Source organism: Brachybacterium sp., from assembly GCF_036379615.1.
GTDB lineage: Bacteria > Actinomycetota > Actinomycetes > Actinomycetales > Dermabacteraceae > Brachybacterium.
Genome location: NZ_DASVGJ010000060.1, coordinates 43963 through 59559, shown reverse-complemented (window position 1 = coordinate 59559; position 15597 = coordinate 43963). Strand labels below are relative to the sequence as shown.

The 15597-nt window shown below is 64.8% G+C and carries 17 protein-coding genes; 7 read left to right on the top strand and 10 right to left on the bottom strand.

All coding sequences use genetic code 11. The features are described 5' to 3' along the window. Positions 1–92: 92 nt before the first annotated feature. From VF289_RS11685 to VF289_RS11670, 4 genes are all read right to left on the bottom strand, one after another. Positions 93–830, bottom strand: coding sequence for an amino acid ABC transporter ATP-binding protein (locus VF289_RS11685; RefSeq protein WP_330884174.1), 738 nt, complete (start codon positions 828–830; stop codon positions 93–95). Positions 831–894: 64 nt separating this feature from the next. Beyond that, entirely contained in the window at positions 895–1551 is a 657-nt protein-coding gene (gene ehuD, locus VF289_RS11680) for an ectoine/hydroxyectoine ABC transporter permease subunit EhuD (RefSeq protein WP_330884062.1), read from the bottom strand. Next, the gene (locus tag VF289_RS11675) at positions 1548–2384 is read right to left on the bottom strand and encodes an amino acid ABC transporter permease (protein ID WP_330884061.1); all 837 of its coding nucleotides are present in this window, start codon (positions 2382–2384) and stop codon (positions 1548–1550) included. The genes ehuD and VF289_RS11675 overlap by 4 nt, the downstream gene beginning before the upstream one ends. Before the next feature lie 85 nt (positions 2385–2469). Then, positions 2470–3390: a transporter substrate-binding domain-containing protein gene (locus tag VF289_RS11670; protein ID WP_330884060.1), complete on the bottom strand. Its 921-nt coding sequence runs from the start codon at positions 3388–3390 to the stop codon at positions 2470–2472. 356 nt (positions 3391–3746) lie between these two features. On the opposite strand from VF289_RS11670, the gene VF289_RS11665 reads away from it, so the two are divergent. Then, a complete protein-coding gene (locus tag VF289_RS11665) occupies positions 3747–4535 on the top strand; it encodes a GntR family transcriptional regulator (protein WP_330884059.1) in 789 nt (262 codons plus the stop codon). 276 nt (positions 4536–4811) lie between these two features. Here VF289_RS11665 and VF289_RS11660 read toward each other — a convergent pair whose 3' ends face one another. After that, positions 4812–5684 (bottom strand): hypothetical protein, encoded by an 873-nt coding sequence (locus VF289_RS11660; RefSeq protein ID WP_330884058.1) that lies wholly within the window; start codon positions 5682–5684, stop codon positions 4812–4814. Between the two features lie 427 nt (positions 5685–6111). Between VF289_RS11660 and VF289_RS11655 the strand changes: the two genes are divergently transcribed. From VF289_RS11655 to VF289_RS11645, 3 genes are all read left to right on the top strand, one after another. Continuing rightward, positions 6112–6900 carry a metallophosphoesterase gene (locus VF289_RS11655; RefSeq protein ID WP_330884057.1) on the top strand — a complete coding sequence of 263 codons (789 nt, stop codon included), beginning with the start codon at positions 6112–6114 and terminating at the stop codon, positions 6898–6900. 592 nt (positions 6901–7492) lie between these two features. Further along, complete coding sequence (locus VF289_RS11650) at positions 7493–7927, top strand: hypothetical protein (protein WP_330884056.1); 435 nt, start codon at positions 7493–7495, stop codon at positions 7925–7927. A gap of 381 nt (positions 7928–8308) precedes the next feature. Then, positions 8309–8911 (top strand): hypothetical protein, encoded by a 603-nt coding sequence (locus tag VF289_RS11645; protein WP_330884055.1) that lies wholly within the window; start codon positions 8309–8311, stop codon positions 8909–8911. On the opposite strand, the gene VF289_RS11640 is transcribed toward VF289_RS11645, so the two are convergent. From VF289_RS11640 to VF289_RS11630, 3 genes are all read right to left on the bottom strand, one after another. Further along, positions 8891–9151: a hypothetical protein gene (locus VF289_RS11640; RefSeq protein WP_330884054.1), complete on the bottom strand. Its 261-nt coding sequence runs from the start codon at positions 9149–9151 to the stop codon at positions 8891–8893. The two genes, VF289_RS11645 and VF289_RS11640, sit on opposite strands and share 21 nt — an antisense overlap. Before the next feature lie 83 nt (positions 9152–9234). Then, on the bottom strand, positions 9235–9357 hold the full coding sequence (locus VF289_RS11635) for a hypothetical protein (protein ID WP_330884053.1): 123 nt from the start codon (positions 9355–9357) through the stop codon (positions 9235–9237). A gap of 1539 nt (positions 9358–10896) precedes the next feature. Further along, positions 10897–11511: a MauE/DoxX family redox-associated membrane protein gene (locus tag VF289_RS11630; RefSeq protein ID WP_330884052.1), complete on the bottom strand. Its 615-nt coding sequence runs from the start codon at positions 11509–11511 to the stop codon at positions 10897–10899. A 263-nt stretch (positions 11512–11774) separates the two neighbouring features. Between VF289_RS11630 and VF289_RS11625 the strand changes: the two genes are divergently transcribed. Next, positions 11775–12053, top strand: a complete 279-nt coding sequence (locus VF289_RS11625) for a hypothetical protein (RefSeq protein ID WP_330884051.1) — start codon at positions 11775–11777, stop codon at positions 12051–12053. Between the two features lie 64 nt (positions 12054–12117). Then, positions 12118–12564, top strand: coding sequence for a GNAT family N-acetyltransferase (locus tag VF289_RS11620; RefSeq protein ID WP_330884050.1), 447 nt, complete (start codon positions 12118–12120; stop codon positions 12562–12564). Between the two features lie 8 nt (positions 12565–12572). Here the strand turns inward: VF289_RS11620 and VF289_RS11615 are convergent. Continuing rightward, a protein-coding gene (locus VF289_RS11615) for an IS5 family transposase (RefSeq protein ID WP_330884049.1) occupies positions 12573–13461 on the bottom strand; the annotation gives its coding sequence in 2 pieces (ribosomal slippage) (positions 12573–13109 and positions 13111–13461; 888 coding nt in all). A gap of 52 nt (positions 13462–13513) precedes the next feature. Further along, a complete protein-coding gene (locus VF289_RS11610; protein ID WP_330884048.1) occupies positions 13514–14134 on the bottom strand; it encodes a hypothetical protein in 621 nt (206 codons plus the stop codon). 321 nt (positions 14135–14455) lie between these two features. Here VF289_RS11610 and VF289_RS11605 point away from each other — a divergent pair, with 321 nt between their 5' ends. After that, a complete protein-coding gene (locus VF289_RS11605; protein ID WP_330884047.1) occupies positions 14456–15124 on the top strand; it encodes a hypothetical protein in 669 nt (222 codons plus the stop codon). The last annotated feature ends 473 nt before the right edge of the window (positions 15125–15597 follow it).

Sequence of the window (15597 nt, the reverse complement as noted above, 5' to 3'; positions counted from 1 at the left end):
GGCGACCGCGTCGGCGCGGAACGAACGGGCACAGACTACAGCGACGAGCGCCGCGGCAGCCGAGAGGGACAGTTCGCGGACTGGTGGACGGATCAGAGGATGGCGTGCAGGAAGTCCCGGGTGCGCTGGTGCTCGGGATCGCTGAAGATCCGCTCCGGGGAGGCCTGCTCCACGACGGAGCCCTGGTCGAACATCATCACGCGGTCCGAGACGTCGCGCGCGAACTGCATCTCATGGGTGACGATCAGCATCGAGATGTCGGTCTCGGCGGCGATGTCCTTGAGCACCGCGAGCACCTCGCCCACGAGCTCGGGATCCAGGGCCGAGGTGACCTCGTCCAGGAGCAGGATCTCGGGATCCATGGCGAGCGCCCGGGCGATGGCGATGCGCTGCTGCTGACCGCCCGAGAGCTCGGAGGGTCGGGCGTCCTTCTTCCAGGCCATGCCCACCTTGTCCAGCAGCGACTCGGCCTTCTCGACGGCCGCGGCCTTAGACAGGCCCATCACGTGCATCGGCGCCTCGATGACGTTCTCCATCACGGTCATGTTGGGGAACAGGTTGAAGTGCTGGAACACCATGCCGATGTCGGTGGTGGTGCGGCGGCGGCGCTTGTCGGGGATGCGCATCCGCTTCCCGCCCTGCTCCTCGTACTGCAACGGGTTCCCGCCGACGTGGATGTACCCGCCGGTGAGCTCCTCGAGGGTCATCACCAGGCGCAGGATCGTGGTCTTCCCCGAGCCGGAGGGCCCGATCAGGGTGACGCGCTCTCCCTTGCTGACGGTGAAGTTGAGGTCGTTCAGCACGGTGTGGTCACCGAACTTCTTGACCACGTCCCGGAACTCGATGTGGGCGGAGCCCTCCGGGGCGGGGCTCGCAGTGCTCTCAGGCTCGTGCTCAGGCAAGTTTCTTCTCCAGTCGTCGGATCAGGAGGGAGGTGGGATAGCTGGCGGCCAGGAAGATCAGGCCGGCCAGCGTGATCGCCTCGGTGTACCGGAAGGTGTCACCGCCGTAGGTCTGCGCGACCCGCACCATCTCCAGGATGTAGATCACGTAGAGGAACGGGGTCTCCTTGAACATCGAGATCGCGTAGTTGCCCAGCGCCGGCAGGGTGTTGCGGATCGCCTGCGGGGCGATGACCGCGCGCCAGGTGCGTGCGCGCGGCAGGGACAGCGCGGTCGCCGCCTCCCACTGGCCCGTCGGCACCGAGTCGATCCCCGCGCGGTACACCTCGGCCATGTACGTCGTGTAGTGGATGCCGAGCACCCAGATGCCGATCGCGAGGGTGGAGTCGACGTACGGGGAGAGCGTGAGGTTCGCGAACACCAGCTGCACCACCAGCGGGGTCATGCGGATGAACTCGACCAGCCAGGTGAAAGGCCTGTTGAGGAGCGGGGGTGCGCTGCGACGGATGATGGCGACCACCAGTCCGAGCACGATCGCGATGAGGGTGCCCATGACGGTGGCGAACAGGGTGATCTTGAATCCGTCGAGCAGCAGGGGCAGGACCGCGGCGGCGTGGTCCCAGTTCCACCAGGAGATCTCCGGGCTCATGCCGCACCACCTCCTGCCGGTCCCGACGCGGCCGCGACCGCACGGTCCTGGACCACGCGGGCCGACTTCCCGCCCGAGGGCGTGGTGCCGGGAGCCTGGAAGAGGGAGCGCCAGCTGTGCCGCAGCGCGGGACCGCGACCGATCCGGTGCTTGGCCTGCACCTCGAGTCCGTTCATGAGGATCACGATCAACCAGGCGATCAGGTAGTAGGCCAGCAGGGCGAAGAGGTAGGCGAACCAGGTGCCGGTGCGGTCACGGAGCTGTTCGACCTGGAAGAACAGGTCGTACAGCAGCACGGAGCTGACGATCGCACTCCCCTTGAGCAGCTGGATCCACAGGTTGGACAGCGAGGGGAGCATGAGGGCCCATGCCTGGGGGATGACGATGCGGAACATGCCGCGCGCGGGACTCAGGCTGAGGGCGCTGATCGCCTCGTACTGCCCCTTGGGCACCGAGTTGATCGAGCCGCGCACGACCTCCGCCGCGTAGGCGCCGTAGTTCAGGCCCAGGGCCAGGACGGCGACCAGCAGCGGTTCGAGCCGGAATCCCAGGGGGTACGGGAGCTGCGGGAGCACGAAGGCGAGCCAGAACAGCTGGACCACCAGCGAGGTGCCTCGGAAGAACTCGACGAAGAGGCGCGCGAGGACCCGCACCACGAAGATCTTCGAGAGCTGCGCCAGCCCGAAGACGAAGGCGATCACCAGCGCGAGCAGCGCTCCGAGCGCCGTGGCCAGGAGGGTGGTCCCGAGGCCGTCGAGGATCATCGACATCCGCTCGAGCACCAGCTGGAGGTTCGGACCGAGGTCCAGGAAGAAGCCGATCACTCCGTCCATCGGGGCATCACCTCCCGGTCGACGAACGCCCCGGCACGGCCCGCGAGGGCACGTGCCGGGACGGCGTCATCGATGGAGCGGGGGATCACTGCAGGGACGAGAGGTCACCGGAGCAGAGGATCTCGGCGGTCATGTCCTCCGGCGGCAGCTCCTCCTCGGTGAAGCCGAAGTCGCCCACGATCGACAGGTAGCGCTCCGGATCCGCGATGATCTCGGCGAGCTTCTCGTTGTAGGCGTCCAGCACCGAGGTGTCCTCCTGGCGGAAGACGGTGCCGCCGGCGCCGACCTGCTTGACGCCGTCGAGCTCCGCGACGAAGCTGTCGGTCACCTCGACGCCGTCGACGGTGTTGTCGGCCAGCCAGTTCAGGGAGATGGCGGTCAGGGCGAAGGCATCGGCGTTGCCGGCCTTGAGCGCGTCCACGCCGTCCTGCGGGCCGCCCACCTCGATGCTGTCCAGGCCCAGCGTCTCCGCGTATCCCGACTCGACCGCTCCGGACATGGTGGCGACCTTCAGCCCGGAGTCCACGAAGGACTGCATGTCCACCAGGCCCTCGGGGTTGCCCTCGGGCACCATCAGCGCGGTCGTGTACTGGAACTCGGGCTCGCTGAAGGCGGCCTCGGCGCAGCGCTCGGGCAGGATCGACATGCCGGCGCTGACGGCATCGAACTGCCGCGAGTTCAGACCCGGGATCAGCGAGTTCCAATCGGTGAGCCGGCCCTCGACGGTGTCGATGCCCAGCTCGCCGAAGATCTCACGGTGCATGGCGACGGTCGCGCCCATCAGCTCGCCGCCGTCCTCGAAGCTGTAGGGCGCCTCCCCGGCGAAGCCGACGGTGATCGTCCCGGCGTCCTGCAGCTGGCTGAGCAGGTCGCCCCCACCGCCGTCGCTGCCACCGCCGGTGTCCCCTCCCCCGGTGCTGGTGCGGCTGCAGGCGGCGAGACCGCCCAGTGCGGCGGCCGACAGGACGAGCCCGCTCCCTCGGATGAAGCTGCGGCGGTTCTGCATGGAGATGCTCCCTTGGCGTCTGTGTGACGTGATCTGCTGTGATCGGCAACACTACTCGGTGTCGGACAATCTGCGGATCGGCGGATCGGATCGCACTCCACGCTAACGGGGCCCCCGGGGTCGGGGCGCGGTCGAGGCGGCTTTCGTGATGGGGTCGTGACCCGCCGCGAGGTCCCGGACGTTCGCCGCGAACCGTCCCCGAGGGGCCCGGAGCAGCCCCGGAAGCGCCCCGGACGAGGCCCGCTCGAGGCAGATGTGACGGCGATGACGCGAGGCGGGAATGACGTGGGCGGCCGGAGGACGGATGATGGGACGACGCACCGCGCGGACCTCGCGCACCAGCACAGGAGGATCACATGCGCCCTCGCCAGGAGGCGGTCCGGCTGCCGATGATGCAGCCCATCCGTCGACCCTCGATCATCGACCAGGCCGAGCTCGAGCTGCGCAATGCGATCTACGTCGGGGACCTGCGCCCCGGCGACACCATCCCCGAGGTCCAGGTGTCCAAGCAGATGGGCATCTCCCGCTCCTCCCTGCGCGAGGCCTGCCAGCGCCTGGTGCGCGACGGCCTGCTCACCCAGATCCCGGGCCGCGGACTGTTCGTGACCACGATGGATGCCGAGACCATGTCGGACTTCGTCGACTACCGACTAGGCATCGAGATGCAGGCGGCCACGATCGTGGCCGACCGCGTCGCCACGCTGCGGGGGGCGGGCGACGAGGACGGCGCCGTCTCCCTGCTGGCCCCTCTGCAGGACGCCCTGGAGCGGACCCGTCGGGCGCTCGAGGCCGAGGAGGTCATCGAGGCGGGCAACGCCGACCTGGAGCTGCACCAGCTGCTCGCCGAGAGCGCCCGGAACCGGTTCCTGGTCTCCGCGATGAGCACGATCGTGATCCTCACCCGGATGGGCAGCTTCTCGGATCCCCGCGGCTTCGGCGTCCGCGCCGACATCACCGCCGTGCACGAGGCCCTGTTGGCCGCCCTCGCGGCCGGCGATGGCTCGCGCGCCCGCGCCGTGCTGCGCGAGGCCCTGCAGGAGCTCGCCAGCCGGCTCCGCAGCGGGGAGAGCGAGCAGGAGGTCGTGCGCGACCCGGACCTGCTGGAGTCCGACGGCCCGGAGTGGACGACCATCGGCGAGGACTGAGCGAGCACCGAGCGAGGAGCGACCGAGGCCCGACCAGGGAAAAAGCCCCTCCCCTGCGGAATCACCGCAGGTGAGGGGCCTTCTTCTGCGGAGACGAGAGGATTTGAACATCTCGTCTCACCCGTCTTGACCTGCCCTTTTGTTCAAACCGTTGACCTTCGTGCCATCTACGTGCCAGATGCTTCGCGCCGTGTCGGCACGTGGAAGGCCGGCCGCGGACGGCGTGCCAGATCGAGCTCGCCCCTTGACCCTCGTGCCAGATGGACCCACGCGGCATCACCCTGCCGCTCCCCTGTCGCCTTCGAGCGCCTCCCTTAGTTCGTCTGCCTCAGCTCGACAACCAGCGCGCTCGAGAGCAGCGACCGCGGCACGAGCAGCAACAGTGACTCGCTGGATCTCGGCACGCAGCGCAGCAACCTCGCCCCGGACCAGGAGGGCGTCGTCGCCGACCCACTCGCGGCGGAGGTCCCGAGACTGACGCTCGCCTCGTTCGTCATCGAGACGGATGTCAAGGCTCCGCTCCTCGGACCCATGCTCCGAGCAGTTCTGCGCATCTGCAAGCAGACGCCGGACCCCCCGCTCCTCTTCCTCGAGCTGCAGGATGACCTGATCTGGGAACCTCGTCGCGAGCGACTTCGCGACCTCCAGAGCTACCGGCCACGGGGCGACGGTCACCGCGCCGTCTTCGTGCGTGAGGTCGTGCCCAGTCAGCTCACCACTCGCGACACCGGAGAGCCTACTGAGACGGTCAGCCGAGACGATCCTCAGACAAGGGATATCCATTCCGAGCGAAGCGACGTCATCATCGACAAAACCTCTGAAGAGCGCAGTGACCGCCAGTTCCTCCGGAGATTCCCACCTCGGTCCGAAATCGAGGTATTCCGGCCCTAGTTCACAGAAGGCTTCACGCCGCGCTTCCTCCGCCATGAAGTCATTAACCTGATCCCACTGCACCTTGAGCCGGTTGGGAGTCACTCGCTCCTCGAGGCCATCCGGCGTTCCGACCCCGTGATGGACGACAACCCGCGCAGGGGGCCCGGGGTCGTGCCGGAGCACCGTGACAGGCGTGAGGGGATCTCCTGGGCGCGCCCGGTACGCCCAGACCTCTCCGACCTCAGCATCAAGACCCCGCATCGCATTCTTGCCCACCGCACACCTCTGATCGTCTCAACAGGACCGCCGACCCGACGATTCATCGTCAACACCGCACATTCTCTCACGCGAAGTCACGACGATGCCTCGAGGATGCAACATCAGAAAGACACTCATCCTGATACAGGAAATGGAAAGGGCGCATCAACGACACTGCATGCCGACTCATATAGGAACGCGCGGCACGCCCGTCGACGCACTGGCTCCCGGAAGGTCGCGATCCTCCGAAGGCTTCCACGAATAGCTCCCGCGGGAGGCCCAGCTCGGCGCTGGCCACCGCCGCGTCACGGTGTCCACAGCACCCAACTCCGACCATCCGTCGCCGACCAGCTCATCGGCGGAGCCACTTCGTTGAGCGATGCCGATCCGCCGGCTATCGATCGGGAGCAGCTCTCCCGCCCCTTCCGTAGGCGAGAATGGCAAGGTGCCCAGCTACTACGCGCTCTCTGACGTCCACGGCCATCGAGAGCAGCTCGCCGCAGCGCTCGACATCATCGACCTCGATAGTGATAGCGCCGCTCGTCTGATGTTGCTCGGCGACTATGTGGATCGTGGCCCGGACAGCGCCGGCGTACTTCAGCTCGTCCGGCAGACACAGGAGCGCTACAGCGGCCGCGTCATCCCTCTCCTCGGGAACCACGACGTGGCATTCCTTGAGTGGCTGGACGGCGAGGACGACGACTACAGCTGGCTGCTTGCCGATGCTGGCTTCACCACTGTGCGGTCGTTCCTGTCGCCGTTGGAGCTAGCTCTCGCCCTCGGTCATGACGTCCCGGGCGACGACGCAACCGACCTCGACGGCGAGTCGATGAACGGCAACATCAAGCGCGCGATCCTCACTCGTCACAGGGATCTCGTCACGTGGCTTCGCAGGCTGCCGCTCGTGCATGAGACCGAACTCCACATCTGGGTGCATGCCGGTATCGACGAGGACGCAGGAGACCTCTGGCGGCACGCGACGCCGGACTACGTCCTCACCGAGAAGAACCCGGCCTCCGTCGGACCCCATGAGGTCGGCAAGACGATCGTCGCCGGGCACGTGCAGACATCTCAGCTGCATGGGGATCCCGGCCAGCACGGCGTCTACGCGGACGAGGGCCACATCTACGTCGACGGCTCCGTTGAGGTCACAGGTCGACTGAACCTGCTTCGTATCGATGGCAACGGGAGCTGGACGGCACGTTCCATCGGGGCATCAACAACCGGGCACTGATCGGGGAGCTACCACTCCGCGTCATCGGCGATGTCGTGGCGCTTCTCCTCGACCCTGCGAGTCTTGTGACTCGGTCGGCAGAGCCGACCCGGGGTGAGTCTTGAAGAGACTTTCTGTTTAACCCGCTGGGTCGAGGAGATCCTATCCATCGTGTCAAATCGGCGCAACAAGCCTCAACAAGCTCGCACCGCGAGCGCCAGGCCGGGGCTGCCGCCACCTGGTCATACGGCTGCACGACGTGCGCGGTTATAGAGCTGCGCCGACCGGCGCAGCAGTTATAGGAGCGTGAGCGCACAGGCGAAGCCCGCTCGCGCAAGTGACACGCCCGTCCCGAGCAGCGGTAGACGAGCAACGTCGGAAGGGGCTGAGCCGGACTGTGTCCGGCTGGGGAGCAGCACAGCTGCTCCGGGGAAGAGCATGACGAGCGACAAGTCAGCGAGTGGCGCAGCTACTTAAGGACGAGTGACAAGCGAAGGAGCAGCACAGCTGCTCCGGGGAAAAGCTCGAAGAGCGACGACAAGTCGAACCACCACAAGAAAGCAAACCTACGATGATCTTTGCAACCAACACCCGCAACAGGTGCTCGCGATGCATGCGCCCCTTCTCCGACAAGCTCACAGACGCGACGAGGTGGAACGCGAACTTCAAGACGGGAGTTTTGGTCGGCCTACTGTGCCCCAAGTGCCAGACCCAGGAAGAGTTCCTCGAGGCCGAGACCAACGCCGCCAATCTCGCGGACGCCGATCTCGTGAGCTTCCGCTCGCTCGATCCGACGAAGCGCGCCGAGCTGATCATCGAGATGATCGACAAGAGCGCGCACACCGTCATCGAGAAGCACCGCAAGAAGGCGGAGCGTACCGGAAAGACGCGCGTCCGAGTTGACGTCCAAGCTTGGGCTGCGGAAGCCGCTGCGGGCGTGCCTGCCATCCAGGGCCAGTCCGAGTCCTTCATGGCTCACGCCCGTGAGATCGCGGCTGAGTACATCTCCGGGGCTCTCGGTCTGACGACAAACGCCGCGAAGGCCTGAGAGCGCCGCAACGCCTGCGGCCTGAGTCGCGTTCGCACAGACGGCCCTCGGCGTCCTCATGCGTCCCCTCCATCACTCTTCCCGGTTCTGCTCCGCAGAACTCACTCATCCGCCGGAAGCGAATAGGCATCGCTCGACTACGCGACCACCGACGCCGACGGGCCACGCGCCCCACACACCCGAGCACTCGAGCTGCGCTCGCCCCAGACCGTGGGCGATCCGCACTTCGAATCACACCCCAGAGAACCAGAGCCCATCCATTTCTACGGACCGGCACCACAGACGGCCAATCAATAATTACCACGAGAGCCCAAAAGGGAAAAGTAGACTTACCCCACTGCCTCCCCGAACAGTAGACATTCGGATCGAAAGAAGACCACCATGCCCCTCACCCTCCCAAACGCGGCACTCCCCGTGTTCTCTGACTCATCTTTTGATCGCACCGACCCCAATCACCTACGCGAGTGGATCCAGATAGTTTCGAGCGACTGGGATCTCATGCAAGAAATCAACAAGGGATCCCATCGCCAGCGGGCGGCCGCACCGGCTGAGCTAGAACTCTTCGACTCTCTAAATTTGAGATTGACGCTTGAAAGGGCTGCATCATTGACTACACCTTTGGGTCGATCACATGCAATGCAGGTGCGCTACTGGGCCGGTTGGTGTCTCGCCGCTGGATGGGAGCCGAAGGATGACTATATCCCTGAGGCCATCGAGGACGTAATAATCTGGCATGCGATCTTCGAGATCGAAGTATTACACCCAGCCAGGTTGAGGGACTTTGGCTTCTCGGTTGCGAAAGAACGTCGTGCGGTCAGCGAAGGCACTTGGTCCTACGACGACCCTCAGAAGTATTTTATGCCAGAATGCGATCAACTCGATGCCATCGACGATGAAGGATCCACGTGGCGGATCTGGTATAACGAGTACGGGTGCTATCACATTCGGCTTCTCACTCCCGCTTCAAATAATTGCAAGGCCTGAGACGCCAACGCACCCCAGGATCCGTCGGTGGTCGCAGCGCTGGCAGATCCAGGTGCGGTGCCCAGGGGCAAGGGTGTCGCTGCGGCAGCTGCAGGCGTGCCAGCCGACGAGGTGCTGGGTGCCCGAGCACTCGGGACAGGGTGTCGGCGACTGCTCCACCCAGCCGCCGGGCGTGCGGGTCAGCGGCGGGATGACCTGCAGTCCGTCGTATTCGTGGATCGTCTCGCCCATCATCGTCATGAGCCCAGTGTGCGCCGCCAGCCCGACAGAGAACGAGGCCCCGAGGGGATCACCCTCGGGGCCTCGTCATCGGTGGGTGCGGATCAGCGCTTCTTCGCCGCCACCTTCGCGGTCTTGTCGGAGGTCTTCGAGGCGGTCGCGTAGCCGCTCCTCCTGCCGGTGACCTCCACGGTGACCTGCTTGCCCTGCACCGAGCTCGGCAGCACGAGCGCGTTTCCCGCGTCGGCGCGGGGGGGGCAGAAACGGATCCGCTCCTCCAGCGAAGAGTACGCACATGGCCTCGCGTCCGCTGAGTATCATGAAATCTCCGGGCTCACGCACCACGGTGATAGGGGCGTCCAGTACGTCGCCTTCCGCTACACCGAGCGGCTTGCATAAGCCGGCGCGGTCGCGTCAGTCGGCTCGACCGGCGACTCCTATGGTAACGCCCTGGTAGAGCCCTTCAACTCGCTGTTCAAGTAGGAGCTGGTCCGCAATCTCGGGCCCTGGGAGAACATCGACGAACTCGAGATCGCAACCGCCGACTACATTGACTCGTTAACCACCGGCAACTTCACGGCCAGATCGGCATGATCCCGCCCGTCGAACTCAAGGAGAACTACCATCACCACCAGACCGTACCGGCAACCGCCGACGCGGCACTTGCGAGCCTCTGACAAACCCGGGGTGATTCACGCAACAACTAGCGGGCGAGACCCGCCGCCGCTTACGCGACCACGTAGAGCAGAACGGACAGAACAACTCCCACGCCGCCAAGGATAGCAATCCATAGCCGCGACCTCGGGATATTGCCCCGAAGGGCAAGTGAAACATACACCAGTCCGAGCCAATTCGCCCAAAGCGCTGCAAGCAGAAGCACGACCGTCAGCCCCGGCACCTCCGCGCCGGCGACACCGAAGTACGCTGTCGCGAGAATGCAATAAGCGAGGGTTGCGACAAGAAAAACAATCTCGCCAACTCTAATGCGTTGCTGCCTGCCGACATCCCTAGTTGCAGCAAGCATAGACGTACCCTCCCGTGCAGTTGTTCGCCAAACAGGCGGAGCAGAGCAATACTGCGCACGCGAGGAAGAGCTGCCAAGCGCTACCGGAGAAGGCACATCCCGCGCAGCAAAGGCCCGCGCTAGCGCGATCGAACTCACGGCACGTGCGACAGCTGGAAGAGCTTCCTGTGCAGCTGCACTTCACGAGCGGATCAGGGCATGGGCCAGGCGCTCGGGACAGAGATCTAGAAGCAAGTGTCTGGCCGTCCGGGGCCGTCTCAGAAAAGCGAGCGGTCTCGGCCGCTTCATTCACTTCAAAAACGGTTGACGCTGTACGCAATTTCGTGCCGTCCGGAGAAAGCTCGACATGCCGGAAGTAGAGGTTCGAGTTCGCCATCGGAACCGCGAAGGCCAGTAGCTTATTCGGCCCAAGATCAGAGATTGCACCTATCGGGCCATACTGCTCTGAGGCCCCGCCGAGAAAGACCTCGGTGCGGGCCACGTCATCCATGTACAAGTCTGCGTGTTCCGAGAGCGTCGAGTCGTCCATCAGGACACTGTTAACCCCTTGCCAAAACCATGCCAGTTGGTCGCTACCTGCGCCTCTGGTGTTCGACTCTGCGCGGGCGAACTCTGGGAACAGCGCCGAGAGCGCCGCGACGAAACCGCCACCGATGAGAGTTCTTCGCATCAGTTTCATTATCTCTCCCCTGCTAGTGTTCAACTTTCTCTGAAAGTGCTACTTCTGAATGAAGTTTAAGTTCTATGCGGTTAGACTGTCGGAAAGGCCGCTCATGCTCTGCTTCGCAATAATGGCGGCAAGAATCACCAGCGATGCGCCAAGCGTTGCGACGGCCCATGCATTCCACGGGAGCGAAGAAGATCCAAGTCCGATGATGGCGGGTACTAGAAGTGCAATAAAGAACAGGTTCCGCGCCACCAGGATCGGGCTCGCCCTTCTCTTAGATAGCGAGCCGAAGCAACCACACGATGTCGGTAGTCTCCGAGCGATAGCAACAGAAATCACGGCTGTGTATGCGGCGAAGATTGCTGAAGCTACCAGAACCCAAGGCCCCGCCATATTGATCACTACTGCCATTCCCACGAGAATCTCAACCGCAGGCAGTACCATGGCTAGGGGTTTTTCGGTTCTAGGCCGCGTCATCTTGAAGGCCCGAATCTGGAGAATTAATTGGCTCGGCCCCTCCCTTAGCTTGGCGATGCCAGCGACAACCAGCAAACTGCCCGCGATAATGCGCATTAGATCAAAGACCATCGGTAACCACGACCCTGTAGTACATGCTTTGGCTTTTGCGCGCCCGACTGCTCTGGTAGTTGTCCAGTAGACGCTGTGATGAACACCACCGTACATGCTCATAGTCTGCTGTCAAGGATGACTGCTTAGAGCACGCATCTCGATTGTTTCGGCGTCAGGGCCTCAGGCGGTGCGGATGATTGAATCGGCCCAGGGTTGATCCCGCTGCTGTTTGAGTCCGGAAGGATCGATAGCATGCCGAGGAAGATCGATTCCCAACTGCGCGCGAGGTGCGTGCGGCTCGTGCGAGAGCACCAGCAGGAGCACCCCCACCCTGACCGCCGCAGTCACCGCGGTCGCCCGGCAGGAAGGCGTCTCAGGGGCAGGTGAAGCACCTCGGCGGTGCGTTCTTCACGAAGTGGCTCGCCTTCGCCTCGATGACCGGGGCGGTCGACGGCTCCGAGGTCGCCCCGATCCTCGACAAGCGGGTGATCACCTGGCTCCGAGAGCACACGACGCCCTCCGAGGGGCTGTCGACCTCGAGGACTCCGAGCTACGAGCGATACCTCGAGCTGCTCGACGCTTGGGGTGGGCCGTTCGCTCGAACCCGGACGCAGGTGGAGCTCGCGATCTTCGAGCTCACGAGGGACCGACCGGCCGGGTAGCTCGCTGAGGCACCTAGGGCGTGTCGCTAAAGTCTTCCAGCGCAGTTGTGCGATCGGGGAGACTGTGCGTGTGCTAGAGAACCAGCGAGTGCTCATCCGCCCCGCACGATTGGGAGACGCAGATCAGGTGTGGCCCTTGGTCCACGACTTCGGACCCTCGTTCGCTCCAGAACGCCGCGAGTTCGAGACGACCTGGCGAACGCTCAGCGAAACCGCCGACACGCTCGTCGCGGTCGCCGAGGTGACGGGGCACCAGATCGTGGGGTACGTATTGGCCAACAGCCGTCTGACCTTCGTTGCCAACGGACCTGTCGCCTGGGTCGAGGAAGTGATGGTCGCCAAGAGTCATCGCCGATTTGGCGTCGGGCGGGAGCTGATGGAACACGCCGAGAACTGGGCGGCCGAGCGCGGTGCCTCTTACTTGGCGCTTGCGAGTCGACGAGCAGGACCGTTCTATCTCAGGCTCGGCTACGAGGACGCGGCAGTCTTTTACAAGAAGCCCCTGGTCTGAGCACACCTCTAAAGCAGGTGGTTGAGCCATTGAATGATGGCGCGGAGAACGGTTCCGGCGCGGTAGGTCAGGGCGAGCTTGTCGTAGCGGGTGGCCAAGCCCCGCCATTGCTTCACGTCGCTATAGCCGCGTTCGATGACGTTGCGACCCCGGTACGCCTCGGTGTCCAGCCCGACGGGTCGGCCTCCGCGGGACCCGCGGTTGCTGCGATGCTGCTGCTGGTCGCGGGGCTCGGGGATGACGGCCTTGATCCCGCGACGGCGGAGGGTCTCGCGGGTGGCCCGAGAGGAGTAGGCCTTATCACCGCGCAGCATGTCCGGTCTTGTGCGTGGCCGGCCAGGCCCCTGGCGGGCGACGGAGAGGCCATCGAGCAGAGGAGCCAGCATCGGTGAGTCACCGTTCTGCCCGGGCCCGCACAGGACTACCAGGGGCAGGCCGTGGCCGTCGACGAGCTGATGGATCTTGGTCGAGAGTCCGCCGCGGGAGCGCCCCAGCGCGTGGTCAGGCGGCTCGACGCGAAGATTCTTGTGTTTCCACAATGCCCCCTGTGGTGCGCTCGAGATTAGTGCCGTGCTGGTGAGCGCGGCAGATCGTGGAGTCGACGGCAACCGACCAGTCCAACTTCCCGTTCGCGTCGGCACGGACCAGGAGCGCGTCAAGGATGCGGTCCCAGGTGCCGTCTGCGGACCAAGCGCGGTGGCGTTTCCACACCGTCTGCCAGGGCCCGAAGTCGGAGGGGAGGTCGCGCCAGGCGATCCCGCACCGGTATCGGTAGATGATTCCCTCGACCACCTGACGATGATCCCGCCTCGGCCTACCTGACCAGGGGCGTTGAGCCGGCAGAAGGGGCTCGATGGCCTCCCACTGGGCCTCGGACAACACACGTCGGCGACTCATTCATCCACCATCACGCCCTCGACCCCCACAAGCTTAGGAGACACGCCCTAGGTCACGCCGAGCGCGTCCTCCGGCTCGTGCTGCGCGCCTGCCGCTGCACCGGTCGCAGGCCGTGCTTGCCGAGCAGCCAGTGCACCCAGGTCGCCCCATGCTCAAGGGCGAGCGAGAGCGTCTGCATCGGCACCCCGTCCCCGACGAGGGCGAGGCATCTCTCGGCGACGGTGAGCCCCTCGGGGCCTCCCATGTCGCGGTGCCCGGGCCGAGCGCGCGGCGCGGGAGGGCACTGCTCGAGCAACCGGCGCAGCTCAGTGAGCTCCGCGGCAGTGGGTGTCCTGCGCGTCTGGAGCGCTGGGTAACGGGTCGCCCTCAACCCCTGGGTCGCCTCGAGCGCGGTGCGCACTGCGGTTCTCGAGCACTCGAGCGCCTCGGCGATCGCATCGAGGGTCTCCCCCGCATCGCGCCGGCGCGCGACCTCGGTGGGATCCGCTACGGGTTTCTGGCCCCAGCGGCGGTACTCCACGGGGCGCAGCTCAGCGACGATGCGGCGAAGGCTGCCGGGGTGCAGGTCGAGGTCATGGGCGATCGCTGCCCAGGACTCCCCCGCGGTGTACCGCTCGTGGCCGGTACGCGCGATCCGCTCACGCTCGGCGACAGTGAGGCGTCCGCGCACCATCAGAGCCCGGTCCTTCGCGGGGTCGTCACGATGCCGTGGTGCACGCTGAGCTCCTGGTGCTGAGGGCGGATGAGGATCCGATGCCTTGCCCGTGTCGGTGCGGGAGCGGGTTCAGAGACGGATCTGCTCCTTCAGCGCAGAGTATGCACATGACCGCGCGTCCGCTGAAGATCATGGCGTCGGACGGACATGCCACGAGGCATCTATGACACCGGGCGACGTTCATGCGATTTGACTCACCTTTTTGAGGATGCTTAACCTGCTAGTGCCCCGATGGAGATGGCGGGATGGGGCCGCCATGAAGTCAACCCGAAGGGATGAATGAACATGCCCAATCTGTCTGAACTCAATGTTGATCGCAGGCGCGCATTCATGCTGGGTGGCGGAACTCTGATTGCCGCCGTGCTCGGCACCGGCTCGGCCGCCTCGGCCTCAGCCGATTCGACGCAGCCTCTTCCGCGAGCAACGGGCGCGACGGGCAATTCCCCGAGCCTCGACCTCACCGACGAGCAGATCGCTGCCGCTGACAAGTTCGTCACCCAGACAGGCCAGCGCTACGAGCTGGACGAAGCGGCCGCCACGCGTGAAATTGGTGCGGCTGCGACCGACGAGGTCCGCGCAGCTGTTGATGCCTGGAACGAGAGCGTCGGCGCTGGAAGCACCAACGGCGCAATTCGCCCACAGGCCGGGGGAAAGACCATGTACACGGGGCCACACGGCTCTATCTCGGCCCACTGGTACGGCCTGAAGATCCACTTCGACAGCTACCTTGCCGGAAAGGTCACTGCGGGCACCGCGACGGCTTCGGCGATCGCCGGAGGAATCGGCCTCGCCACGTCCGAGACTGGTGTAGGGGGCATCGCCGGCGGGGCCGTGGCGACCGCACTTGCCGCCGCCAGTGGAATCATCGGGCTGTGCCAGGAAGCGGACGGTAGCGTGACTTGGTACTGGCTGCTGAACGGCGTCGGAGCATGCAACCCCTTCGCCTGACCCGATAGTTTTGCGCCAAGAGAGGATTGGTTAGATGCGAAGCGTTAAGCCGATTGGATACACTTTCGTAGCGATTGGCATTCTTTTGGGAGTGCTTGCGCTCCTTGGCGTAATCCATCCGCCGGTGTATGTCACATTGCTCCCAGCTATCGGAGTGATTGTTGTGCTGATTGCCGAGCTCAGGTTGCGGCAAACGCGGGAATGATCCGCCCCGGCAGTGGGTCGACCTCCGCGGCACAGCTCCCGGCCGCCCATCGACTCGCCGTCCTCGCGTCGCGCGCCCGCCTTGGCGCAGCGCGAGGGCGCACTCGCCGTCATCCCGGTTGGAATGGTGGCAGGTTTCGCCGCCAGTCACATCACCTGCCTCCCCTAAGGGTGTACACAGCAGGGTGTAGGGTGTGGATATGTCTATGTTCATGTTCAGAGATAGACTCATTATCGTGGGAGTGATTGTTGCTAGCACTGCACTCATT